Below are 25,535 nucleotides of genomic sequence, written 5' to 3'. Positions count from 1 at the left end.
TCTACTAGCGATAGCTACATTTCATAATTCTGTTATTCTATCATTCTTTATTTCTATCTCTAATTATTGAATGTGTGAATTTTGAATGAGTAAAAGTTTACTAGCGACAATCACATTCTATAATTCAATCATTCTTGCATTTAATCCTTTATTTATTACTACTTACCGTTTTTCTTGCTTTCGCTACAATTGCTAAAATTTCATTTACTTCTTTCAATAATGGTTGGGCTTCAGCCGAATTTGTAATCTTTGATTCAATTAGAATCTCAATCCAAAAAGCAGTTTCATCAGCCTCTTCAATAACAATACTGAGCTTAGAAAAAAATTCAGCCCTAGATCTACTTCTACATGCGGCTCTATAATTCGCTCCGACTGACGATGCTGATCTTATAAATTGTCTACCAATTATTTTTCCCTCTTCAGTTTTTGGCAGTGTTTGATAAAATTTTATTGAACCTAAAACGAACTGCTTTGTTCTTGCCTTAATCGATGTCACAAAATCAACTTTACTTACATTTTCCATTATTTATTAATTTATAATTATTAAACTTTGGGATGTTCGCTATTAATAGGTCAATTCTATCACTTCTTAATTAAAACTCTCTCATTCAAAATTCCATCATTCAAAACTCAATTATAATCTTAAGCCATCGCCGGTATCTCTCCAACAATTACTTTATTTTTTATCTTTTCTTTATCTTCTTTAGCTGCACCAATGGCATTTTCTTCAACATCTCTACTTACACTTAAGATGATCCCGAAAGCTACACTGGTGAAAATCATTGACGTTCCACCCATACTTACCAGTGGTAATGGCACTCCTGTTACCGGACCTAAACCTACAGCAACGGCCATGTTTGCAAAAGCCTGAATGGTTAAACTAAAACTTAAACCTGCCGCCAATAGCGCCCCAAATGCCTTCGGGGCCTTGGTCACTATTTTTATACATCGGTATAAAAGTACCAGGTAAAGCACCATAATGACAATTCCTCCCAGTGTTCCCCATTCTTCAATAATAATGGCGAAAATAAAATCGGAATACGGGTGGGGAAGGAAATTGCGTTGCGTACTATTACCTGGTCCTTTACCAAAAACACCACCAGTGGCCAGGGCAATTTTTGCCTGATCTGCCTGGAAAGTTTTATCTGAATGCTGCATCTCTGGATGCAGGAATGTATTGATCCTGGACATATAAGTCTTCCGCCTAGGCCCGAGGAAGAACACAAATAACAATAACACAAAACCACCCGCACAAACAATGGCTATTTGCTTGATACTAATCCGCCCGATAATTAACAGCAAAATACTTACACCGAAAAGCATCAATGCGGTAGAAAGGTTTGCCAAAGCAATTAATACGAAAACCACACAAACAGAACCCATGATCGGTAAAAAGGATTCTTTCACATCTTTAATGTTTTCTTGCTTTTTAGTGAGCATTCTAGCCAAAAACGTTATCAAAGCCAATTTCGCTAAATCGGATGTTTGAAAGGTTAACCCAATCACCGGAATTTTCACCCAGCGTGAGGCATCGTTTAAATTCGTACCAAATATTAATGTGTAAACGAGCAGTGGAATCGTGATGATCATTAAAATTTTAGATATACCTGCGTAATACCGGTAATCCAGCAAATGCGCAATGTAAATCATCCCAATCCCCATCAAAACAAAGATGAGGTGTTTGGTTAATAGCAATTTCTCTACGGCTTCGCCTTTTTTATAGGCTAAAGTTCCCGTTGCACTGTAAACTGCCATTACTGAGATAAGCGAAAGCAAGATGATGATCAACCAGATCCATCTATCGCCTTTTGTTTTATCAAGTAGTGCCTGGAACATATTTTAAGCCTCCTATATTATAATTCTTTAACTGCCGCTTTAAATTGGTTGCCGCGGTCTTCATAGTTTTTAAATAAATCAAAACTGGCGCAGGCAGGTGAAAGTAAAACCGCATCTCCCCGTTTGGCCAGATGGAAAGCAATTTGTGTAGCTTCATCAGCTGAAAAAGTGTTTACAATGATCTCTACATCATCTTCAAAAGCATCATGAATCCGTTTATTATCCTTTCCTAAACAAACAATCGCTTTTACCTTACTTTTCACCAAATCTTTCAGCATGTTGTAATCATTGCCTTTATCCACTCCGCCCATAATCAATACTACATCGGCTGTCATACTTTCTAAAGCATACCAGGTAGAGTTTACATTGGTTGCTTTACTATCATTGATGAAATCAATTCCTGAAATCTTTGCCACATGCTCTAACCTGTGCTCAATATTTTTGAAATTACCCATACTCTCGCGAATGGTTTCATTTCTTAACTCTAAAACCTTCGCAACAATGCCCGAAGCCATAGAGTTGTAAATGTTGTGCTTGCCTTGAAGGGCTAAATCTGAAAGAATAGACATGGTTAGTTCTTTATTTGGTTCTGTAAGGATCGTTATCGTTTGCGCATCTAAATAAGCGCCTGGTTCAATTTTTTTTGTAATGGAGAATGGAAAGACCTGTGCTACAGGCTTAAAAAGCTGTACGGCCTTAATGCTTTCTTCATCATCTGCACAATGAATAAAAACATCATCTGCTGTTTGATTTTGAATAATGCGCATTTTGGATGCAACATAGTTTTCCATTTTGTATTCGTACCGATCTAAATGATCTGGTGTAATGTTTAAGAGTACTGCGATATCTGCCTTGAATTCAAACATATCATCAAGCATGAAACTTGAAATTTCCAGCACATAGTAATCGTAGTTTTCTTCTGCAACCTGAGCAGCAAAGCTATGACCGATATTCCCTGCAAGACCTACATTTAAACCCGCATTTTTAAGGATATGGTAAGTAAGCAGACTGGTCGTTGATTTACCATTTGAGCCTGTAATGCAAATGGTTTTTGCCGAAGTATATCGTTTTGCAAACTCAATCTCTGAAATCACTGACGTTCCTTGTGCAACCAACTTTTTGATGATAGGTGCGGTAGACGGAATGCCAGGGCTTTTAATCACCTCGCTTGCGTTTAGAATTAACCCTTCAGTATGTTTTTCTGATTCAAAAGCAATGTTAAGTTTCTCTAAGGCTGATTTATATTGATCAGCAATCACTCCGAAATCCGAAACAAACACATCAAAACCTTTTGCTTGTGCAAGTTTCGCAGCACCAACGCCACTTTCGCCTGCTCCCAAAATAACCACACGACCCTGCCCTGCCATTGCTGACTGTGGGTTTCCTGATGTGTTATTTTGATTTGTGTTCATTTTAATTAGTATTAAGTAGTTAGTATCAAGATACTTGATCATTTTATCTCCGGACTTCCGACTTCAGACTCAGGACTTTATTCTATCTCAATTTTAAGGTTACGATAGTGACAATCGCCAGCATGATTCCGATAATCCAGAAACGTGTTACAATCTTTGCTTCATGATATCCTTTCTTCTGATAGTGGTGATGCAATGGCGACATCAGAAAAATCCTACGCCCTTCACCAAATCGCTTCTTCGTGTATTTAAAATAGGAAACCTGCATAATTACAGACACCAGCTCTACTAAAAAAACACCGCAGAGAATCGGAATTAACAATTCCTTACGGATCATTAAAGCGAAGGAAGCGATGATACCTCCAATGGCCAAACTTCCGGTATCACCCATAAAAATCTGGGCCGGATAAGAATTATACCATAAGAAACCAACACAAGAACCTACGAATGCGCCTGCAAAAATCATCAGTTCTGCTGAATTTGGAATGTACATGATGTTCAGGTAATCGGCCATTACGGTATTACCCGAAACGTAAGCCAAAATCCCTAAGGTAATCCCGATTACAGCGGATGTTCCCGTGGCGAGGCCATCTATCCCATCTGTTATATTCGCTCCGTTTGATACTGCAGTGATGATGAAAACAGTAATTAGCAAAAAGATTATAAACGCAAACTTTTGATAATCGCCACCCAAGAACTTTAGAACCTTTGCATAATCAAATTCATTGTTTTTATAGAAAGGCATGTTCGTTTTGGTCGATTTTACATCTTGTGTATAGTAAAAAGTCTCCCCTTTCTGACGCAGTACCATTGGCGCTTGCGAGGTAACTTTTACATCATCCTGAACCGTTTCTCTTACCACAATATTAGGGTGAAAATACATCGTAGTGCCTACAATTAATCCTAACCCTACTTGTCCGACAACTTTAAACTTGCCCGCTAAACCTTCCTTATTTTTTTTAAAAACCTTAATATAGTCATCCAGAAAACCAACTGCCCCCATCCAAATCGTTGTGATGATCATCAGGATCACATAGATATTTGAAATATTGGCGAATAACAAAGTTGGAATCAGAATACCCATTAAAATGATAATCCCACCCATGGTTGGAGTACCTTGTTTTTGCATCTGCCCTTCAAGCCCGAGGTTTCTAACCGTTTCGCCTACCTGCTTTTTGTGAAGGTAATCGATTAATCGCCGGCCATAAACGGTTGTAATCACCAAAGACAAAATGATGGAAATAGACGCACGGAAAGTGATATACTGAAACAACCTTAATCCAGGAATGTCATAATGCTTATGCAAGTATTCGAATAATAAATATAACATTAGCTGTTCGGGTTTAGTTGTTCTAGTAAAATTTCTTTGTCATCAAAATGGTTCCTTACGCCATTAATTTCCTGGTATTTTTCATGACCTTTTCCAGCAATGAGAATAATATCACCGCTTTTTGCAAGATGACAGGCTGTTTTAATCGCTTCCCTTCTATCTAAGATGGATAAGGTTTTACGCTTGTTCGTAGGTGAAACACCCGCTTCCATCTCTGTAATAATACTTTGAGGATCTTCAGTCCTTGGATTATCGGAAGTTAAAATCACTTTATCACTCCAATCGCAAGCCACCTGTGCCATCACCGGACGTTTTGTTTTATCCCGATCGCCACCACAACCAATTACCGTAATTACCTGTTCTGTTCCTTTGCGGATATCTGCGATGGTGCCTAAAACATTCTGAACAGCATCCGGGGTATGTGCATAATCTACAATACCAATAATTTTATCTTCCGAAACAATGTAATCGAAACGCCCTTCCGCACCGCTTAAACGGCTTAAGGAAGTCAATACTTTTAATTTGTCCTGTTCCAGTAATATAGCAGTTCCGTATACGGCCAATAAATTATAGGCATTGAATGAACCAATCAATTTGAAGTATACATCTTCATTATCAATATCAAGGTGCAAGCCGCTAAAACCATTTTCAACAATTTTAGCTTTAAAATCAGCTAGTTGTTTCAGCGCATAGGTTTTCTTATGTGCTTTTGTATTCTGCAGCATCACCAAACCATTTTTATCATCAACATTTGTTAATGCAAATGCTGTTTTTGGAAGCATATCGAAAAAGGTTTTCTTAGCCTTTAAATAGCTTTCAAAAGTCTTGTGAAAATCTAAGTGATCATGTGTCAGATTGGAAAACACGCCGCCAGAAAAATTCAATCCTTCAATTCTATGTTGAGAAACCGCATGTGAACTGACTTCCATGAAACAATAATCACAGCCCGCATTTACCATATCACTTAGTAACTGGTTAAGTGCAATGGGATTTGGTGTGGTATGTGTTGCCGGTATAACAGTATCATTAATATAATTTTCTACCGTTGAAATTAATCCGGTTTTGTAGCCTAAATCCTTAAATAATTTAAATAAGATAGTGGCAATAGTGGTTTTACCATTGGTACCTGTAATGCCAATTAACTTTAATTCTGCAGCAGGGTTGCCAAAATAATGACCAGCCATAATACCCAAAGCCACCGCCGTATTTTCTACCTTAATATAGGTGATGGTAAAATCATGAACCTCCGGAAGATTTTCACATACAATTACAGTAGCTCCCTGTGTAATGGTTTGCTCTATAAACTGATGTCCGTCAACTAGCGTTCCTACCACTGCAAAGAAAACATCCTCTTTACCAACCTTGCGTGAATCAAAGTTGAGCGCATTGATTTCCCTATCGGTTTTACCAACCAATTCTTTAATCGTTACGCCATAAAGTAAATCTTGTAATTGCATTTTATTTTTTTAATTGGAGAAGGATTGAATTAGAGAATGAAGAATGTGGCTATCGCCTTTAGCATTCACTCATTCAAAATTCTCTCACTTTATCATTTCTTTTAATTCAATTCTATTTGTACGCCTAAACCTTTACCTACCCTGGTGCCAGCAGCTATCGATTGACTGATTACTCTACCGGAGCCTGCCACTTTAGTTTTTAAACCTGCATTCCCTAAAAGGTAAAGCGCATCTTTTAAACCCATTCCAGCTACATTTGGCATCACACCTCTTTTTTCCGTATTTTCCTGAAAGACCGCACCAGCACTGGTATCGATGATATTATAATATTCAGATTTGGAAGCAAATAGTGGTTTAAAACCAAATGCTTTGTACACTTTTTGCGTAGCCTTGCTTTGCCCAGCTTTTGTCGGTGGATTGCCTGTATTACCAACTAAACGCGTTGGCATATCATTGTACATTTGCATGTCGCTGGCATATATCCTATCTGCCACCTCCCTAAAAACTGGTCCGGAAACTAAAGCGCCATAATAGCCACCTTTTGGATCGTTAATTACCACAATCATTGAATATTTTGGCTTGTCTGCAGGGAAATATCCTACAAACGATGCTTGATATTGCTTTTTGGCTTTATATCCTTTATTGGCATCTGCTACTTGGGCCGTACCTGTTTTACCCGCAATTCTATATAGTGGATTACGTACATACTGTTTTCCGCTACCTTCAGTTACTACACCTTCAAGCATCTTTTTAATCTTACTTAAAGTCACATCTGAACAAATTTGCTCATTGATCACGCGGGCTTTAAACTGCTCAACTGGATTACCTAATCTTCTAATTTCCTTAACAAAAATTGGTGCAACGTATCTTCCATTGTTGGCAACCGCATTATAAAATGATAACATTTTTAAAGGCGTAAGCTGCATTTCATAACCATATGCCATTTGCGGAAGTGTCATTTTCCCCCAACTCTTGTTAGATGGATTTTTAATCACAGGTTTCGCTTCCCCAGGAATCTGTAGTCCCAGTTTTTCATTTAAATGCCAGTCATACAAATGATCAGTAAATCGCTTTGGATTATCACCGTATCTGCTATTAATCAGATAGGCAATAGCCGCATTAGATGATTGTTCAAAGGCTTTTTTAACCGTCACTACACCAATACTTCCATGCGAATCTTTGATCATGTGGCCAGGGATTTTGTAATTCCCTGTCCCTACCAGCATATTGGTATCGACTAACTTATCTTCCAATAAGGCCATATAAGATGCCAGCTTGAAAGTAGATCCCGGGTCTTGGTTACCTGCTATGGCATAGTTGAATTTTTCTTTATAAACACCTTCCTCTACTTTTGAAAAGTTAGCCACTGCTCTAATCTCTCCTGTAGCCACCTCCATCACGATAACCGCTCCATGATCTGCCTCATATTTAATTAACTGCTTTTCTAGCGCACTCTGTGCTAAATCCTGCATGTTAATATCAATTGTCGAGATGATATCAGCACCATCTTTCGGCGCTACTTCAGCCTCTTCATTAACCGGGATATAAACTCCTCCGGCAATCCTTTGCATTAGCCTTTTTCCGGTTTCTCCGTTAATATATTCGTTATATGCACCCTCTAAGCCTACCCCATTTTTAACGTTTTCATTTTTATAACCAATGGTACGGGCTGCAAGTGCCTGAAACGGAAGAATTCGCTTGTTCTGCTGAACAGCGATTAAACCTCCACTAAATTTACCAATATTATAAAGAGGGAAAGTCCGGATCGTTTTAAGATCTGCATACCCCACTTTACGGTGTATTAATAGATATCTGGCACTGTCTTGCCGGCCTTTACGCAACATTCTGGCATAATCCTTCGGCGTTTTATCATTAAAAATTTGAGAAAGTTTGAAACCAAGTGAATCAACCTTTTCATTGAAAATCTTATCATCGGCAATGCCACCGGCAAACATGTCCATACGAAGCTCATATTCTGGAACAGATGTAGCCAGCAAACTGCCATCGTTGGAATAAATATTTCCACGAGTAGCTTCTACATTCACATAACGGGTAGACAAACTATCTGCCATTGCCTTCCATTTTTTACCTTGCACAAACTGCACCTGACCGAGGCGTAAAAACACCGCAAAAGCAAAAAGCACAATTAAGCCAAATGCCAGGTATACGCGAAGCAGGATGTTTGCTCTAATATTCATCGCTTTTAACAATTATTTTTTTTGGTGGTTCAATCAGTTCTTTTATTCCGAGGGTATCTACCTTTTTGGCTACTTCTGTCAATTTACTTTTGAACATCAGATCTGCCTTTAACGATTTATACTCCCATCTTAATTCTTTTACTTCTTTATTTAATTTATCAATTCTCCGAACATTGTTTACAGCAAAATGGCTATTGGCGATATAAATCATCCCCAAAAAGGCCAGAAAACACAAATAAGGCAAAGCATCTGTTGCCGCCTCTTTTGATACTAATCCATCATTAAAAAGCTTACTGATAAATGAATTACTATCCATTTTTTCTTCAGCTGTTTTTGGTTTTTTAGGCGCAGCCTTTAACTGCGGCTCAGGTCCGATCTCCTCTTCTTCTATATCTTCCCTGAACTTATTCATATCTTTTCGGCAATTCTCAATTTCGCACTTCTAGCCCTATTGTTAAGCGCAATCTCTTCATCCGTAGCGATAACAGCTTTACGGGTAATCACGTTAAAAGGCTTCTGTTGATTTCCAAAGAAATCTTTTTCTACCTCCCCCTGAAATTTACCCTTAGCCATAAAATTCTTCACCGGACGATCTTCCAATGAATGATAAGACATCACTACCAACCGACCGCCTGGCTTCAATACATCTGCAGCCTGTTGCAAAAAATCCTCCAGTACTTGTATTTCAGCATTAACTTCAATACGCAAAGCCTGAAAAACCTGCGCCAGGTATTTATTTTCTTTTCCTTTCGGGATGTATCCAGAAATAGCAGCCTTTAAACTATCTATATCCGTAAAAGGCATTTCCAAACGCGAGGTTACAATGGCACGCGCCAACGACTTTGCATTTTTTACCTCTCCGTAAATACCAAAAATTTTATGAAGCTTATCTTCCGTATAAGTATTTAACACTTCTGCAGCTGTTAAATTCCGGTGCTGATCCATTCGCATATCCAAATCAGCATTATGGCGAATGGAAAAGCCACGCTGAGGAACATCAAACTGATGCGAAGAAACACCTAAATCAGCCAGAATTCCGTCAACTTGTCTTACGCCATTTAAGCGAAGGTTATTTTTTAAAAATCCAAAGTTTTGATCGATAAAGACCAAACGGTTATCATCTGGAATATTTTGTTGCGCATCAGGATCCTGATCAAAAGCGATCAATTTTCCTTTAGCACTTAAGTGCTTTAAAATTTCTTTTGAATGGCCGCCACCGCCGAAAGTTACATCAACATAAACCCCATCAGGATTAATATTGAGACCATCAATGCAAGGCTGCAACATCACCGGAACGTGATAATTATTCTCCATCAACGCCTCCTTTCTTATCACCCATTACCTTTTGAGCAAGATCTGCAAAGTTTGCAGGCACGTCATCAAAAATATCTTCGTAAGATTTTTTATCCCAAACCTCAATCCGGTCCAACTGACAAGCCAAAACCAAGTCGCTGCCGATACCAGCATATTCCACTAATGATTTAGGCAGCAATACCCGGCCAGCTGCATCAAGCGAAAGCTCGGTAGCACCACGGGTGAAAGCCCGAACGAAGGCACGGTTTTCCTGATCGTAAATATTTAGCTTAGCCAGATCAGCTACAACAGCATCCCAAACATTCTTTGGATAGATTACGAGATTTTTTTCAAATCCGCGATTGATAATAAGCCCTTCTTTCTCAGCATCAGGCAATTGTTTCTTAAGCGCAGCAGGTACCATAAGGCGTCCCTTTGCGTCAAGTTTACAATCGAATTCTCCTAAAAGTTGGGTCATAGTGGTATCTACACTTTTTATCTAGTGTAAAAGTAAAGAGTTCTACCACTTTTTACCACTTTTTACCACAAAAAAGTTTTCAACATCTTTTTTGTTACATTAAAGCAGATTAATCGGATTAAAAAATAACATCAACCATACTCGTAAAACTACTATACATTAATAATCAGCAACTTGTAAGATGTAATTTCTTAAAGTGGGAAGCAAGCCCAAAGAGTAATGCATCTCCGCAAATCTAGGCTAATTACTGAGGAAATGAATGAATAAAGCCACAAACTGGACGAAATGATCCTAATCAATATCGATCAGACTGCTTATTTTTTGAAATAGAATATGAAATTAGAGGCATGTATTACATTATAGTTGTAAATAGTATGCTGTTGCAAAATTATTATATTTAGAAATGAAATTCGAGACCCATTCTGTTTATCATATTTATAATAGAGGAAATAATAGCCAAAAAATATTTTTTACAGAAGCAAATTATTTGTTTTTTCTAGACAAGATCAGGAAAGAATTAATTCCACATGGTGATATACTGTGCTATTGCTTAATGCCTAACCATTTTCATTTAATGATACTTACTCCTGAAGATTTCAAATCTTATGATTTAAATAATGCCATTGGAATTTTGCTCAGGTCTTATACAAGAGCAATTAATCTTCAGGAAGGTAGAAGTGGCTCCTTGTTTCAGCAAAAAACAAAAGCAAAAGAGCTGATCGATAAAAACAATAATAACGCTGTAAATTACTTGGCAACTTGCGCTCATTACATTCATTTAAATCCAGTCAGGGCTGGCCTGGCAGAGCACTTAAACCAATGGCGATTTTCATCTTACCTGGATTTAGCTGGCCTGAGAAATGGGACTTTATGTAATAAGGAATTATTTTTTATGCTAAGCGGAATAAGAAAAGATGAGTTTATCAAAGAGAGTGAAGCGATGTTAGATTTTAAACGCATGTCTTTTAAATAGTCATCGGATGAATATAAACTATCGCCTATTATTCATCCGATGACTGAAAATGAAATGAGCAGGCCGCCCATTATTTATTTATGAAATAGTCATCGGATGAACATCAGCATGTTGCCTATTATTCATCCGATGACGAAGTGATTACCCGTTAATTGCTTTAACGCCTGGTAATTCTTTACCTTCCATATATTCTAATAAAGCACCACCACCGGTAGATACGTAGCTAACCTTATCTTCCATACCGAATTTAGCAATTGCAGCCGCAGAATCACCACCACCAATTAATGAAAACGCACCGTTATCAGTCGTAGCGGCCACTACAGCATCAGCTACAGCTTTGGTACCTGCCTGAAAATTTTCCATTTCGAAAACACCCATCGGACCATTCCACAATAAAGTTTTTGAATTTTTAATTACTTCCTGAAATAAAGCAACAGATTTCGGACCAATATCTAATCCCATCCAATCAGCAGGAATCTGACCTGAATCTACATCTTTTTTATCTGCATCATTGGCAAATTTATCAGCAATTACCGTATCAACAGGCAAAATTAAATTTACACCCTTAGCTTTTGCTTTTTCGATTAATTCTAATGAAAGTTCTTGTTTATCAGCTTCCAAAAGCGAAGTACCAATTTCGCCACCTTGTGCCTTAGCAAAAGTATAAGCCATACCACCACCGATGATCAGGTTATCTACTTTATCTAATAATTTTTCGATTAATAAGATTTTGTCGGAAACCTTCGCGCCACCCATAATTGCAGTGAACGGACGTTCTGCATGGTTTAAGATTTTTTCTGCGTTTTCCACTTCAGAAGCCATTAAATAACCGAAGTATTTTGCATCAGGGAAAAACTGTGCAATAATTGAAGTAGAAGCGTGTGCACGGTGGGCTGTACCAAATGCATCGTTCACATAAACATTACCAAGTTTAGATAATTTTTCTGCGAAAGCTACATCGCCTTTTTCTTCTTCCTTGTAAAAACGTAAGTTCTCTAATAAAAGGACTTCACCCGGGAAAAGATTTTTTGCCTGGTTAACAGCATCTTCACCAATACAGTCAGCAGCAAATTTTACTTCCAGATCAAGCATGCGGGATAAATCGCCCAGAATATGTTTTAAAGAATATTTATCAGTCGGACCATCTTTTGGTCTGCCCAAGTGAGACATTAACACTACAGAGCCGCCATCATTTAAAATTTTTGTGATGGTTGGCAATGCCGCACGCATTCTTTTATCATCGGTAATTTTAAATTCATCATCCAGAGGCACATTAAAATCTACCCTGATAAGCGCTTTTTTATCTTTAAAATTTAACTGATCGATTGTTTTCATGTTTATATATTATTTTAGTTTTAGTCTCATTTCGTAGTGAATACCAATACCTGGAATATCAAATTCAGGTGATTCATTGATAAACCCTATTTTTTTATAGAAAGGCGCAGCAGCAGACCTTGCATTGCACCAAAGGTAATCTGTTTTGTACTCCTTTAAATATTCGATTGCAAAATTGATTAGTGCTGCTCCATAGCCTCGGCCACCATAATCAGGATGGGTAGCCATTCCGCGAAGTTGATAACCTTCTCCATCTTCAGGAAAAAAATCGTTACGCATAAAAGTAGCTATAGATAGGATTTGATCATCTTCCACATAACCGAGATGGAAGGTATCGTAGGCTTTATCTCCATCGAAAACACATTCATTCAATGGCTTACCGTTTCTTAACATCAGGCTTCTGAGTGGAAGAACTTCTTCAGGAAGAATGAATTTAACCATATATTACTTTATCAAAAGTTGTGTATCTAACAACAAGGCAGATACAAGGATGTTTTTCAAGAGCCTTGGCAAAGTTAGCAAAGCATTTGAAACCTGATTAAAAATTGAGGTAAGAATTTTGATAGTTGCTTTTCAGCAGAAAGCCATTATGGTTGCAATTAGAAATGCAAAGAGTATAAGGCGGGACAACTCAAATGATAAAAAGCAGCCATAAAACCCAATCTATAGAATTTTATGGCTGCCTTTAAAATTTATTTACTTTTAAGCTCATTAACCGGAGTGGTTAGGGCAAAAGCTTTATGTACTTTTTCTACTTCCAGTTCTTTAGCTAAAGAAAATTCTGCAGATTGTTTTATGGCTAATGATGAAGCACCAATTGACACTTTATAGGTTCCTGCTTCGGCTACCCATGCACTTCTGCTTTCCATAAACGAAGCCAGATCTTTTGGCGATAACGTTAATTGTACCGTTTCTGACTGACCTGATTTTAACAACTTTGTTTTAGCAAAAGCTTTTAATTCCGCTACAGGTTTATCGATATTTTGATACGGTGCTGAAAGATAGAGTTGTACAATTTCCTTCCCTGCAACCTTCCCAGTGTTTTTTACCGTAACTGAAGCCGTCAACTTTCCATTAAAAGTTTTGCTACTCAATTTTAGATCGGAATATTCGAAAGTGGTATAAGATAATCCGTAACCAAACTCAAAAGATGGTTTCACTTTGAAGGTATTAAAATAGCGGTAGCCAACATAAATGCCTTCTGCATAGGTTACGTTTTCCGGATTGGAAGCTGGTGTACCTAACCAGTTTTTAGCCGATGGAGTATCTTCATACTTCACCGGGAAGGTCATGGTTAATTTTCCAGAAGGCGTTACTTTTCCACTAAAAATATCGGTTACAGAGTTTCCACCTTCCTGACCTGGCTGCCAAGATAATAAGATCGCATCCACTTTATCTTTCCAGCTAGCAGTTTCAATTACGCCACCAATATTTAAAATCACTACTACCTTTTTGCCTTTTGCATGGAAAGCTTCGGTTACGTTATCGATCAGGCTTACCTCGTCTGCTGCTAAATTAAAATCGTTATCTACCGTTCTGTCGCCTCCTTCACCTGAATTTCTTCCGATGGTAATAACAGCCAATTCAGTTGAGGCTGCTTTTTTCGCAATCAATTCTTTACTCAAATCTAGCTCAGGTAATCTTTGTGGCAATGCCAGGATTCCGCGTTTTTTACGGCTTTCCAGTTCTGCTGCCTTTTCTTTTGCTGCAAATGGCGTGTACATGGTTTTAAGTTCTGCATCCAATTGATACCCTCCTTTTTCCAACCCTTCAATTAAGGAAACGGTATAAGCTTCATTTACATCTCCACTTCCGGTTCCGCCTGCAATAAAATCGTATGAGGTTACGCCAAATGCTGAAATGGCCTTTTCTTTGGTTTGGTAGGGCAATAAATTATGCTCGTTTTTAAGCAAGATCATTCCTTCAGCAGCTGCATTTCGGGTTACTTCGGCATTGGCCTTTAAGTTTGGCTTATCAGTATATTTATACTTCGCCATGGTTGGCGATTTAAAAACCAGTTCCAAAATTCTTTTAATGTTGGTATCTACCACCGCTTTTGAAAGCTTGCCATTTTTCATGTTTTCTAAAATGGCCTTTTTTTGTGCAGGAAGTCCGGGCATTAATAAATCGTTTCCTGCATCAAGCTGTTCCACCACATTACTGGTTCCACCTTGTAACGCACTGAATCCAGCATAACCACCAAACCAATCGGTCATTACAATCCCTTTAAAGCCCCATTCATCGCGCAAGATATCAGTTAACAAATCTTTTCTTGCTGAAGTATAAGTTCCATTGATCAGGTTGTAGGATGACATCACTGTCCATGGATTAGATTCCTTTACCGCGATTTCAAAGCCTTTTAAGTAAAGCTCTCGCATGGTTCTTTCGGTGATGTGCTCATTAATCGAAAGGCGATTCGTTTCCTGGTTATTGGCTGCAAAATGTTTAATGGAAGTACCTACACCGTTTGATTGGATTCCATTTACCATAGCCGCAGCTATTTTACCCGAAATAAGCGGATCTTCTGAATAGTATTCAAAATTGCGCCCGTTCAAAGGGTTTCTGTGGATGTTTAAGGCTGGAGCCAAAAGCACATCAACCCCATATTCTTTCACTTCATTGCCCATGGCTTTACCAACGCTCTGGATTAATTCTGGGTTCCAGGTTGAGGCAAGCGCAGTTCCCACCGGAAAAGCTGTACAGTAATAGGTATTTTTATTGTTATCGCGGATGGGTTTGATGCGCAATCCGGCAGGACCATCGGCCACAATAATTTCCGGAATCCCTAAACGTTTGATGGCATAAGTTCCACCAGCCGCTCCAGGAACCCGACCTTCTATTGCACCCACTACTGGCGTTAAACCATCAAAACCTGGCATTCCGGTTCCCATTAACATTGATGCTTTTTCCTCATCAGTCATTTTGCTGATCAGATCATCAATGCGCTCACTAATTGGCAAGCGGTAATCTTCATATTTATCTAACTTGCCATTTCGGTTTAAATCTTCGAAAGTAAAACCGTTAATGGAAATTTTTGGGAATTTTTCTGTGCCTTTTGAGGGTGCATTTTTCCAGGAGATATTTGAAAATACCAATGCTGCCATCAGCGATAGCTTTAAAGTCTGATTTACGTGATGCTTTTTCATGTTTTATATATTTGGCTATAATTAGTTTAATAATTTGTGATATTTTAACCAGTCTTCAAACCGATCAGCCCAGCTATCTACTGGTAGGTTTTGTTTGCCCATTCCAAAGCCATGACCGCCTTTTTCATACATGTGCAACTCTACCGGGTAACCACCTTCAAGCCATTTGTTATACAACTGAATACTTCTTGGTGCCAGTTTTAGCTGATCATCTGTTGCGGCACACACAAATAAAGGAGTATTGAGTTTAGGTAAGGGCTTTTGCAAGAGTTCTGCGGAAACACCTCCATAAATAGACGCTGCAAAATTTGGAATAAAGTTGCTGTTATTATTCAATACGGTTTGCATGGCGACCGTACTGCCCGCAGAAAAACCGATGATGCCAATCTGATTGATTTTTACGCCTAGTTTAGCCGCATTTTCATAAACATATTGAAGAGCTTTCTTTCCATCCTGTGCTGCCATTTCAACCAATGGTACGGTACTTTTTTCAAAAGCTGCACGGTCTTTCAGCTTATCCATCATTTCCTTTGCTGGATCATTCGAAATGGTTTTGAGTAAACGATATTTCAATACTAATGCGGTAATTCCCTTTTCACTTAGTCGCTTGGCTAAATCTATTCCTTCTCTATTAATAGATAAACTCTGAAATCCACCACCAGGAGCAATTATGACGGCTGTACCTGTATTTTTCACACCCTCGGGCACCTTGTAAACTATAACAGATGGCTCTGTTACATTGTAAACCACTTCTGTTTTAAAGAGTTCGGAATAGACCTGTGCTTCTTTCTGCTTCCAGTTTTCAGATCCTGGTGCTTTGCCATTGTATAGTTTAATTGCTTCCTGTGCTTTAACTGAAAAAGAAAAGCTAAGTGCAGTAAATAGTAATAAGGGAATTTTATTTTTCATATAATTTATTTTATTATTTAATCTTAAACCGTAAATGTTTTAATAGCCTAACTGTCAGAATAGCCAAGCGTGGAACCACGGTTATTTTTAACGATGGAGAACTGTTGCGCACATAACGAAAAGTTCGCCAACAGGACCATAGACAGAATTACTGTAATTTTCTTCATTTAGTTAGAATCTGAAATTTAATGAGGCCTCAACGGTAAACGGACGGATATAAGAACCTACTAAAATTTGGTTATAATAAGCAGATGCGTCTGTAATTAACTCTGCGCCATTGATGGTACCTTTTGCACCAGTCTGGTTTAAGAAGTTAACCGCAGTTACACCGAAATCGAAATGTTTGTTCACCTTATAGTTTATGCCACCAAAAGTTTCCCATCGGGCAGCAAAATAAAGTGCATTGGTTAAGTTAGCAAATTGCTTGCTGAAATAGCGGAAACTGGCCCAAACTTTAAAATCTTTGTAGGTATAACTTGGATCAATCTCCATTAACACTTTAGAAATTTCCAATACGTTTTTATTATCATATGAGTAGTTATTTCCAAAGGCGGTGAAGTTGTAGTTTTTATAAATTGGATTTTGAAAAGTAACTAGATAGTGGATATTGAATCCTTTAAACGGATTGGCTACGATATCGGTAGTCCAACCCAATGTTTGAATGTCATAGTTGACTGTAGCCACCTGCGATTCACTGGCATTGCCAGGGTTCACCAGGTTTAAACGAGAGAAGTAATTGTTTCTGGTTAAATAAGTGGCCTGAGAAACGACACTAAATTTATCGTGATTATAGTAGATACCAAAAGCACCAAGCGGACTTTTAGTTTTAGACATGTTTGGCACCACCGCACCTGAATAGCTTTCCAATCGACCGTTATTCTCCGCATAGGTAAAATCAGCAAGTAAGCCAAGCCTATTGGTAATTTTGTAAACGGCATTTACTGATCCACCTAAATGGAACCAGTTGTTATCAATTGGGCTTGTTTGCGTAGGATCGAAGACAAAGCCTGCAGTACGTGGTGTTTGGTAATAATTTCCACTTAATTTCTGGTATCTTAAATTAATGCCATAGTTAAGGGAGAATTTATCTGAAATACTCCAGTTGTCTGAAAAATAGGTAGACAATTTATTTTCATAACCATCATGATATTCTCCGCCAACATTATAATTGTAAAAGCCATCGGCATCCGTGTTTGAAGTTCCGCCTGGTGTATTTCGCACCAGCTTTTCCGGATTGGCCGAAACGGTTTGATAATAGAAGGACCGGCTAGAAGTATATTGATCCACATTATAATAATATTCGGTTAAACCCACCCTTAGATTGTGGTTATTTACTTTTTTTGTCAATTCAAATCTTGAAAGAAAAGTTTGCGTAGGCGTTTTTGGTGTAGACAAGCCCAGCATAGAATTTACGTTTCCGGTATACGCTTGTCCGTTGTTTACGTAAGAAAAGCCATCGTTTGATCCCGCCTGAAGAATGCCTAAAGGAATATTGGTAAGTGTTGTGGCTTTTGCAAATCTTAAACGCGTACTGAAATTAAATTTCCAGTCGTTTTTAAGCTTGTAATTTCCAAGCACATCAAAACTGTGTGAACTTGATGCCGCATCATTTCCACCTTCATTTTTAAAAGAAAATGCTCCTGTACGGATATCCTTAAACTTCATAATCCCATCATTGATGATGTAAGAATCCCTGCCAATTCTAAAATTATCCAGCTCCTCAACCTGTCCGTTCTCTTTGTATTTAAACACGGCATAATTGGTTAATGAAATGGAATTGGCATATTTATATAGAAAACTGATCTCTCCTTTATCTTTTTTGAATCGCTTCGTTAACCCAGCACGATAAATTTGTGTTTTATCAGAATAATTGGAAAATTGAACATCAAAAGAATTGGGATCATAGTTTTGATAAATTCCAGCTACATATGACCAACCATTTGATATTGGCCCCGAAACGTTTACATCACCTTTTAACCAACCATAATGGCTGCCTGATAAGTTACCTACAACTTCTAATTTCGGTGTACCCAGTTTTGTATAGGAATTAACCGCAAAACCCAGATCTCCTGTAGTAATTACTGATTCTCCTATTTTTAATAAACCTGTTTTTTGCAGGCTCACACTTTGGCGCCAAGTTCTGTTTGGTAATTCGGGCCAAAAAAAGTAAACAACAGGCAGGTTATTTTCCTGAATGGTAATGCCACCAACTGTGGATGGCAAACCAATATTTACATCTCGGGGGCCGGTATTATTTGCCGCATTTAGCATTACATTTCGGTTATCTTCTTCTTTTTTTTCTGCTATTTTCTTTTGGGGGATGGAATCTCTTCTTATTTTTTCCTGTGCATAGGATGAAATGCTCCATACAGATAGGATTAATAAAAAGGTACGCTTTAGGGTGCTCATAGCCAACTGGGATTAAGTATGTAATTTTTATAGTAGTTTTCAGCAAAAAAATGAAGGAAAGCGACATTGGTTAGCATAAATCAGCATATTTATCATTGCTTCATTATGAAGCAATATTAATATGTTTAATTAAGAAAAACAAATTATTAATTTTAGAAGTCATTAATTCACATAAAATAAACCTATGACCAACCAGGATATTAAAGATGCAAGTGCGGAGTTATGGCAAAATTCAATCCCTCATATTTCAATAGACAGTGTGGTATTCGGCTTCCTGAACAACCAGTTAAATGTGTTATTGCTTAAAATTAAAGAGGAAGAAAACTGGATTTTGCCAGGTGGATATTTACAAAAAAATGAGGGAATTGATGATGCGGCCAAAAGAATTTTATATGAAAGAAGTGGCGCTGATAAAATATTTCTGAATCATTTTGGGGTATTTGGTGATCTCAACCGTTCTGAAGGATATTTTAAGGATTACCCGGATGATTTATGGCATAAGCAGCGCTTCATCACCATTGGATATTATGCATTGGTTGATCAGACACAGGTTAATCCTATTCCAGATCACTTTACTGACTGTTGTGAATGGAAGCCTGTTCACCCGATTCCTAATATGGTAATGGACCATGAAATCATCATAAAAAAGGCACTAAGTACTTTAAGGGAGCACATTAGCCATAAGCCAATTGGCTATAATTTACTACCGGAAGCATTTACACTTCCTGAGTTACAGGGTTTATACGAGGCTATTCTTGGAGAAAAGCTAAATCGTGGAAATTTTTATCGCAAAATGATGCGTTATGATATCCTTATAAAATTAGATGAGCAACGGAGAGGTGGTGCCTACAAAGCGCCCGACTTGTATAAATTTGATGAGGATAAATATAAAAAAGCATTAGGTGGCTTAAACTGGTAGCTTAAAAAACACCTTAATTTTTTACAGAAAATTAATTGTACTGGTTCGCCTGATTAATTTTTTTAACCACATCTACCAAGCGTGAACTGTAACCAAATTCATTATCGTACCAGCCAACCACTTTAACCATATCCCCTACTATAGAAGTTAAAAGTGAATCAAAAATGCAGGAATGGGGATTATTAATAATATCCACAGAAACAATCGGGTCTTCAGTATATTCAATCACACCTGCCAGTTCATTTTCCGCAGCAGTTTTAAATGCTGCATTAATTTCGGCAATGGTTGTTTTCTTTTTTAATAAACAGGTAAAATCAGTTAACGAACCATTTAAAACAGGAACCCTTATTCCGGCGCCGCCTAAACAGCCATCCAGCTCTGGAAAGATGTGGGTAATGGCTTTCGCTGCACCTGTAGTGGTAGGAATAATGGAAGAAGACGCTGCTCTTGCCCGGCGAAGGTCTTTGTGATTGGAATCATGGAGGTTCTGATCACCAGTCATGGAGTGAATAGTGGTAATGTAACCTTCTTCTACTCCCCAGTGATCATTTAATATTTTAATCATTGGTGCAATATTGTTGGTGGTACAGCTGGCATTGGAAATAATTTTACTTTTTAAATCAATTTGGCTTTCATTAACACCTAATACCACCATCGGAATATCATCTGCAGCAGGTGCTGAAATCAATACTTGTTTAGCTCCTGCCGTAATGTGTTTGCCAGCGGTCTCCATCGTTAGATTTTTTCCAGTACAATCAATCACCAGATCTACCCTCAAGGCAGACCACGGAAGCTCATCAGCTTCTTTAATCGAAAAAACGGGAATGGCAAGTTTGCCAATAACCAGTGCATCTGGTTTTGCAGCTACTTCTCCATTAAAAACACCGTGTACAGAATCGTATTTAAAAAGATGAGCCATGGCTTTTGCATCTGCCAAATCGTTAATGGCAACTACCTCAAAGCCTTCTAGCAATGCCAGGCGTAAAAAAGTTCTGCCTATTCTCCCGAAACCATTAATTGCCAGCCTCATTTTATTAAAATTTAGAGCGCAAAATTAATGTTTATTTCCAGATTACAGCTTGATCGTAAATTCAGCCTTCATTTATTTACGCTTCGCAAGCGAGACTGTTTAGTAAGCTGCCTCGAAATCAGCAAATTGAATATCATACAGATTCCAATTAAAAGAAATATTAATAGAAAACTGCCCATATGTTGCAAGAATATGGTGGAAAACATGGTAATACAGTTTAAAATTACAGTTAACATTACAATTTTATCAGGCTTGAAACCTAAATCTTCAAGCCTATGGTGGATATGGTTCCGGTCACCGAGAAATGGCGATCGTTTTTTTAAAATCCTAACGGTAAAAATGCGAAGAGAATCGAAAATTGGAACTATTAAAATGGAAACGGCAATGGCAGGTGCAGAATAAAATGCGGGTGTATTGGTCCCCGTAAATTTATTCAGCTCTATAAACTTAATTGCCAATGCAGCTGTGGTTAAACCAATAATTAACGCACCTGTATCGCCCATAAATATTTTAGCCGGAAACCAGTTGTACTTTAAAAAGCCAGCAATGGCACCAGCTAGTGCAAAAGCTATAAAGGCATAAGGCAACTGATGCATAATAGCAAAGCATACACCAAAACTCAAACTAGCCAGAATGCCTATTGTTCCGGCCAAACCATCAATGCCATCAATCAGGTTAAAAGCATTGTTTAAAAAGATAATTAGAATAATAGAAAACACACCTCCGCCCAAGTAATTAATCTCATTAATCCCCAACACCCCGTACAAGCTGGTAAGCCTGAAATCTCCAAAAAAAACAAGTATGGAGGCAACAATTAATTGCAGCAAAAATTTGGTACTCGTATTGGTACCATAAACATCATCCTTTAAACCTAAACCTGCTAAAATAATACAGGAAACAATTAAAAAGTTAGCTTCTTTAAAACTAATGAATGCTGAAAACAATAATGTACAGATGGTAAAGCTAGAAACGATTGATAACCCACCTAGTCTTGATATATTTTCTGCATGACTTTTACGATGCAAATCGCTAACATCAAAAAGCTTATATTTTAATGAAGCATGAATAATTGATGGAATACTAAATATTACAAGTAGTAGCGACAATAAAAATATTGCACCATAGAATACTTCTGGAGTAGTTGCTAAAAATTGTGTAAACAAAACTGGGGAGCTATTTTAACAAAGATAACAATCATTGTAGTTTTTCTTTGTTCTTTTTATTCTTTAAATTGATAATTCTCATAGCTTTTTTCAAACATGTTTATGGTTATTCCAGATCAATACTGTGGTAACTTTGTTTCACCGTAAAAAACCTTCAAATATTTGAACAAAAAACGAATGGAGAAATGAGAAATGTAAACCCTTGCTGATCAATTAAATAAATACTACCAATATTGTATAATCTTTGATAGCTTTTTCCAGAACAACACTTTGATAGGATTTGGAATTCGATTTCTTTTTAAAGCTTTGTAATCATTTTTGAAAGCTCGCGCTAAGCTGGATAGATTTTTATTACTTACCCCACCCATTCTCATATTAACCATGAGTATGGATAAGTAGACAGCCTTTATCTGGTGTACAAAGAAATACCTTAAAATGAGATCATAATCTGCAGCCGTTCCTATATCTAGCGCATAATTGCCAAACTTTTCAAATAAATCCTTTTTAATGTAGAGTGTAGGATGAGCCGGCATCCACCCTTTTGCTATATCCAGTTTATCTGCCTGTTTAGATTTCCATGCCCTTAAAATTTGATTACCCACCGGCCTGATGTAATTCAGATCACCATAAACGGCATTAATTTCAGCATGTTCTGTAAAAGCTTTTGCCACCTGTGCAATCACATTTCCATCCGCAAGCATATCATCAGCATTTAAAATCCCAACCACATCTCCTGATGCCAGAAGAATGCCTTTGTTAATGGCATCATATAATCCTCGATCGGGTTCAGAAACTAAGTGTGTTATTGCATGCCGATAATCTTCCACAATTTTAAGGGTGCCATCCGTAGAAACGCCATCCACAATAATATACTCAATATCCTGATGAGATTGACTTATGATTGATTCTATACACTCTTTTAAGTAAGCCTCTCCGTTATAAATTACGGTAATTATGGATATTTTCATGTTTGACTCGCAAAGGCTTTTTACGTATGGTTAAAAAAGATACTCCTGCCGTAAAGATAAATAATAGCGGGGTAAAATCATCAACAGGGCATTCCTGATAATATGTTCCTTTAGTACCTGCTTTACCATGCCCGATACAACCAGCCGATGGATGTGAAGGATCTAAAGTCCATTTACAATCAGCAGCAGGATAAAGCTCGCCCGGTGTATTTGAATATATTCCACCTGGCGGATTGCTTTGATAAGTAAGCAACTCTGGGTATCCGGGAACCAGGCAACCATATTCTGCAAAAACGAAAAATGGGATGAGATAGAGAGGGATGATTAAGCATAACTTTTTCATAAGCTAATGGATTAATCATACCCGAATGTAATGAAATATTTTGTTTTTTAAATATTAATTATACTTAAATTAATTATTTATTAGTTTTTATACATCAGCTTATTCTTACAATACTTTTGAATGTAATGAATCATGCTACGTAACCTATAGCTATATTATATTTGAAATCATACCTATAACATTTTGTTCTCATTTATGCAGGCGACAAACATAAAAAGTAGAATGCTACCTAAACTTAGCCTTATTATATTTGAAACCGTGATCATTAGTGGCTAGGCATAGGGATATTTCTTCCAGCATCTTTTATATAACGAATAACATTTTTTATTTCACAATCAGTTAAAGTGTCCATTCTTGCAGTTTTAAACGATCCAGTTTTACTATACCATCCTTTATGTTTTTTAGTAAAGGCATAATTGATCAGTTTTAAGCTATCCATTTCAGCTAATTCCTCAAATGTTGATATTTCATTTAATCTTTTACTTGCCCAAATATGGCAATTATAACACCCCAGATTAGAAACAATTTGATGAACATCATAGGCATAATATCTGCAGTCTTTAAGTATCTTTTTATTACTTACAATATTATCTTTGGATTTCGGTTTGTTTACACATGCCACAATGAATAAAAATAAAAAACTACCGAAACTTAGCCTTATTATATTTAAAACCATAACTATTATTGGCTGGGTAATGAAATATCACGATCAAAATCCTTAATATATCGAATTACACTTCTTATTTCGCAATCGCTCAATGTATCTATTTTTGCATTTTTATATGGACCATTCTTACTAAACCAACCTTTATGTTTTTTAGTAAAGGTATAATCAATAAGTTTTAAACTATCCATTCTTGCTAAACCACGAAAAGTAGGCCAGCCCTTATCATCTTTAATAGCTAAATCAGGTGATAAATGACAGAATTTACAACTTAAATTAGAAACAATTCGACCTGCATTATAAACATTGTATTTACATGTATCAGCTATTTTTTTATTTAAATTATTTTTTTTTGGTTCTATTGTACAGGCAGATATAAAAAAAAGAATTAAACTACCTAAGCCTAGCTTTGTTATATTTGAAACCATAACTATTATTGGCTAGGTATAGCAATACTTCTTCCAGCATCTTTAATATATTGAATTGCACCTTTTATTTCGCAATCATTTAAAGTGTCCATTCTTGACGCTTTAAATGTTCCTGTTTTACTATACCATCCTTTATGTGCCTCTTTAAATACATATTTAATAAGCTTTAAACTATCCATATTGGCTAAGCCACGAAATGTAGGCCAGCCTCTGTCATCCTTTAATTCAAGATCAGGTGCAAGATGACAGTTTCTGCAACCAAGAGTAGAAATAATCTGACCAGCTTCATACCTATAATACCTACAAGTATCAACTATCTTTCCTTTACCCAACGTTTTTTGATTGGATAAGGGTTTATTTACACAAGCTGCTGTAAGTAAAAACAGCATGCTACCTAAACTTAGCCTTATTATATTTGAAACCATTAGTTTTGTTATTTATAAAAATTCTTAATAACTGAATAGTATTATTGCTAACATTAGAATAATTGCCTTTTAACATCCGCCTCAGATCTCCCATAATAAAGTGCATCATATCACCTCTTTCCGTGTCTGAAATAGATTGGCCTGTATTATCATCTAGGTGATACATTAATCTTTCCTTTTTGCCATGATCTTCAATATCATCTAAACCCAACGTATGAAAAAATTCATGAACTCCTAAATATCTATTTTTTTTCCATATATCATAAGTTATTACGGCAGGGCCACCCTTTCCATTTGTAAGGCCACCAGAGTAATGGCGCTTGCCATATTGATCAGTAAACTGATGGCCAATACTGTCTACTACAGCCAAAACAAAATCATTTCCTCTTAATTGATTCAACATATTAATTTGAATCACATTAACGCTAAAGTTAAAATTATAACGGATGGAATAAGTCCAAGTTTTATCTTTATCGAAAGCCTTTTTTACAGCGTTATACTTTAAAAAATTAATTCCACTCTTATACCCACCGCCCCTTAATTTAGAGGTAATCACTTGTTGGGTAAAAGTCATCAGGCTATTTAAATCGGGCGCACCATTGGTAGTGAGATCAAGCACTTTTAAGGTGATGGTGAAATCGCCATATAGCGTTAACTCACCACTACCATTATCACTAATGCGAAGGTTTTTGGCTACTATACCACCAGATAAAGGCTGGTTTTGCAGCAAAGAAATATTGGATTTTAATTCATCGATTAAATCAGTAGGCATCACAACTAGATTATAGTATTATAAACATAAAAATAAATCATGTAAAT

24 protein-coding genes are annotated in these 25,535 nt (G+C 37.1%); 2 read left to right on the top strand and 22 right to left on the bottom strand.

Annotated elements, in window-relative coordinates:
• Positions 1 to 148: 148 nt before the first annotated feature.
• The 9 genes from EV200_RS01330 to mraZ all read right to left on the bottom strand — a co-directional run bounded on the left by EV200_RS01330 (position 149) and on the right by mraZ (position 10,004).
• Entirely contained in the window at positions 149 to 523 is a 375-nt protein-coding gene (locus tag EV200_RS01330) for a four helix bundle protein (RefSeq protein ID WP_132529026.1), read from the bottom strand.
• 119 nt (positions 524 to 642) lie between these two features.
• Positions 643 to 1,836, bottom strand: coding sequence for an FtsW/RodA/SpoVE family cell cycle protein (locus EV200_RS01325; RefSeq protein ID WP_132529025.1), 1,194 nt, complete (start codon positions 1,834 to 1,836; stop codon positions 643 to 645).
• A 17-nt stretch (positions 1,837 to 1,853) separates the two neighbouring features.
• Complete coding sequence (gene murD, locus EV200_RS01320) at positions 1,854 to 3,248, bottom strand: UDP-N-acetylmuramoyl-L-alanine--D-glutamate ligase (RefSeq protein WP_132529024.1); 1,395 nt, start codon at positions 3,246 to 3,248, stop codon at positions 1,854 to 1,856.
• Positions 3,249 to 3,330: 82 nt separating this feature from the next.
• Positions 3,331 to 4,578 (bottom strand): phospho-N-acetylmuramoyl-pentapeptide-transferase, encoded by a 1,248-nt coding sequence (gene mraY / locus EV200_RS01315; protein WP_132529023.1) that lies wholly within the window; start codon positions 4,576 to 4,578, stop codon positions 3,331 to 3,333.
• Positions 4,578 to 6,035: a UDP-N-acetylmuramoyl-L-alanyl-D-glutamate--2,6-diaminopimelate ligase gene (locus EV200_RS01310; RefSeq protein WP_132529022.1), complete on the bottom strand. Its 1,458-nt coding sequence runs from the start codon at positions 6,033 to 6,035 to the stop codon at positions 4,578 to 4,580. Before EV200_RS01310 ends, mraY begins: the two co-directional genes overlap by 1 nt.
• A 101-nt stretch (positions 6,036 to 6,136) precedes the next feature.
• Positions 6,137 to 8,233 (bottom strand): penicillin-binding protein, encoded by a 2,097-nt coding sequence (locus tag EV200_RS01305; protein ID WP_132529021.1) that lies wholly within the window; start codon positions 8,231 to 8,233, stop codon positions 6,137 to 6,139.
• The gene (locus tag EV200_RS01300; protein WP_132529020.1) at positions 8,223 to 8,645 is read right to left on the bottom strand and encodes an FtsL-like putative cell division protein; all 423 of its coding nucleotides are present in this window, start codon (positions 8,643 to 8,645) and stop codon (positions 8,223 to 8,225) included. Before EV200_RS01300 ends, EV200_RS01305 begins: the two co-directional genes overlap by 11 nt.
• Positions 8,642 to 9,547, bottom strand: coding sequence for a 16S rRNA (cytosine(1402)-N(4))-methyltransferase RsmH (gene rsmH / locus EV200_RS01295; RefSeq protein WP_132529019.1), 906 nt, complete (start codon positions 9,545 to 9,547; stop codon positions 8,642 to 8,644). Before rsmH ends, EV200_RS01300 begins: the two co-directional genes overlap by 4 nt.
• Positions 9,537 to 10,004 carry a division/cell wall cluster transcriptional repressor MraZ gene (gene mraZ / locus EV200_RS01290; protein ID WP_132529018.1) on the bottom strand — a complete coding sequence of 156 codons (468 nt, stop codon included), beginning with the start codon at positions 10,002 to 10,004 and terminating at the stop codon, positions 9,537 to 9,539. The genes rsmH and mraZ overlap by 11 nt, the downstream gene beginning before the upstream one ends.
• Positions 10,005 to 10,407: 403 nt before the next feature.
• Here mraZ and EV200_RS01285 point away from each other — a divergent pair, with 403 nt between their 5' ends.
• The gene (locus EV200_RS01285) at positions 10,408 to 10,977 is read left to right on the top strand and encodes a transposase (protein ID WP_132529017.1); all 570 of its coding nucleotides are present in this window, start codon (positions 10,408 to 10,410) and stop codon (positions 10,975 to 10,977) included.
• A 141-nt stretch (positions 10,978 to 11,118) separates the two neighbouring features.
• Here the strand turns inward: EV200_RS01285 and EV200_RS01280 are convergent, their stop codons facing one another.
• The 5 genes from EV200_RS01280 to EV200_RS01260 form a co-directional block, all read right to left on the bottom strand.
• A complete protein-coding gene (locus EV200_RS01280) occupies positions 11,119 to 12,312 on the bottom strand; it encodes a phosphoglycerate kinase (protein WP_132529016.1) in 1,194 nt (397 codons plus the stop codon).
• 9 nt (positions 12,313 to 12,321) lie between these two features.
• Positions 12,322 to 12,753 carry a GNAT family N-acetyltransferase gene (locus EV200_RS01275; protein ID WP_132529015.1) on the bottom strand — a complete coding sequence of 144 codons (432 nt, stop codon included), beginning with the start codon at positions 12,751 to 12,753 and terminating at the stop codon, positions 12,322 to 12,324.
• Between the two features lie 251 nt (positions 12,754 to 13,004).
• Positions 13,005 to 15,458 (bottom strand): glycoside hydrolase family 3 N-terminal domain-containing protein, encoded by a 2,454-nt coding sequence (locus EV200_RS01270; RefSeq protein WP_132529014.1) that lies wholly within the window; start codon positions 15,456 to 15,458, stop codon positions 13,005 to 13,007.
• A 21-nt stretch (positions 15,459 to 15,479) separates the two neighbouring features.
• Positions 15,480 to 16,367 carry an alpha/beta hydrolase gene (locus EV200_RS01265; protein ID WP_132529013.1) on the bottom strand — a complete coding sequence of 296 codons (888 nt, stop codon included), beginning with the start codon at positions 16,365 to 16,367 and terminating at the stop codon, positions 15,480 to 15,482.
• Between the two features lie 171 nt (positions 16,368 to 16,538).
• A complete protein-coding gene (locus tag EV200_RS01260; protein WP_132529012.1) occupies positions 16,539 to 18,776 on the bottom strand; it encodes a TonB-dependent receptor in 2,238 nt (745 codons plus the stop codon).
• 184 nt (positions 18,777 to 18,960) lie between these two features.
• On the opposite strand from EV200_RS01260, the gene EV200_RS01255 reads away from it, so the two are divergent.
• The gene (locus tag EV200_RS01255) at positions 18,961 to 19,695 is read left to right on the top strand and encodes an NUDIX hydrolase (protein ID WP_132529011.1); all 735 of its coding nucleotides are present in this window, start codon (positions 18,961 to 18,963) and stop codon (positions 19,693 to 19,695) included.
• A 31-nt stretch (positions 19,696 to 19,726) separates the two neighbouring features.
• Here the strand turns inward: EV200_RS01255 and gap are convergent, their stop codons facing one another.
• From gap to EV200_RS01215, 8 genes are all read right to left on the bottom strand, one after another.
• Positions 19,727 to 20,725, bottom strand: a complete 999-nt coding sequence (gap, locus tag EV200_RS01250; protein WP_132529010.1) for a type I glyceraldehyde-3-phosphate dehydrogenase — start codon at positions 20,723 to 20,725, stop codon at positions 19,727 to 19,729.
• A 68-nt stretch (positions 20,726 to 20,793) separates the two neighbouring features.
• A complete protein-coding gene (locus tag EV200_RS01245) occupies positions 20,794 to 21,888 on the bottom strand; it encodes an MraY family glycosyltransferase (protein WP_132529009.1) in 1,095 nt (364 codons plus the stop codon).
• 224 nt (positions 21,889 to 22,112) lie between these two features.
• On the bottom strand, positions 22,113 to 22,856 hold the full coding sequence (locus EV200_RS01240) for a glycosyltransferase family 2 protein (RefSeq protein ID WP_132529008.1): 744 nt from the start codon (positions 22,854 to 22,856) through the stop codon (positions 22,113 to 22,115).
• Positions 22,825 to 23,199 carry a hypothetical protein gene (locus EV200_RS01235; RefSeq protein ID WP_132529007.1) on the bottom strand — a complete coding sequence of 125 codons (375 nt, stop codon included), beginning with the start codon at positions 23,197 to 23,199 and terminating at the stop codon, positions 22,825 to 22,827. The genes EV200_RS01240 and EV200_RS01235 overlap by 32 nt, the downstream gene beginning before the upstream one ends.
• Before the next feature lie 265 nt (positions 23,200 to 23,464).
• Positions 23,465 to 23,875 (bottom strand): hypothetical protein, encoded by a 411-nt coding sequence (locus EV200_RS01230; RefSeq protein WP_132529006.1) that lies wholly within the window; start codon positions 23,873 to 23,875, stop codon positions 23,465 to 23,467.
• 5 nt (positions 23,876 to 23,880) lie between these two features.
• Positions 23,881 to 24,291: a hypothetical protein gene (locus EV200_RS01225; protein WP_132529005.1), complete on the bottom strand. Its 411-nt coding sequence runs from the start codon at positions 24,289 to 24,291 to the stop codon at positions 23,881 to 23,883.
• 5 nt (positions 24,292 to 24,296) lie between these two features.
• The gene (locus EV200_RS01220) at positions 24,297 to 24,680 is read right to left on the bottom strand and encodes a hypothetical protein (RefSeq protein ID WP_132529004.1); all 384 of its coding nucleotides are present in this window, start codon (positions 24,678 to 24,680) and stop codon (positions 24,297 to 24,299) included.
• A 1-nt stretch (position 24,681) separates the two neighbouring features.
• Positions 24,682 to 25,488, bottom strand: coding sequence for a hypothetical protein (locus tag EV200_RS01215; protein WP_132529003.1), 807 nt, complete (start codon positions 25,486 to 25,488; stop codon positions 24,682 to 24,684).
• Positions 25,489 to 25,535: the final 47 nt, after the last annotated feature.

Origin of the sequence: Pedobacter psychrotolerans (assembly GCF_004340665.1) — a bacterium.
Taxonomy (GTDB): domain Bacteria; phylum Bacteroidota; class Bacteroidia; order Sphingobacteriales; family Sphingobacteriaceae; genus Pedobacter; species Pedobacter psychrotolerans.
The sequence above is the reverse complement of the archived record's forward strand: the minus strand, read 5'-3'. Positions and strand labels throughout refer to the sequence as shown.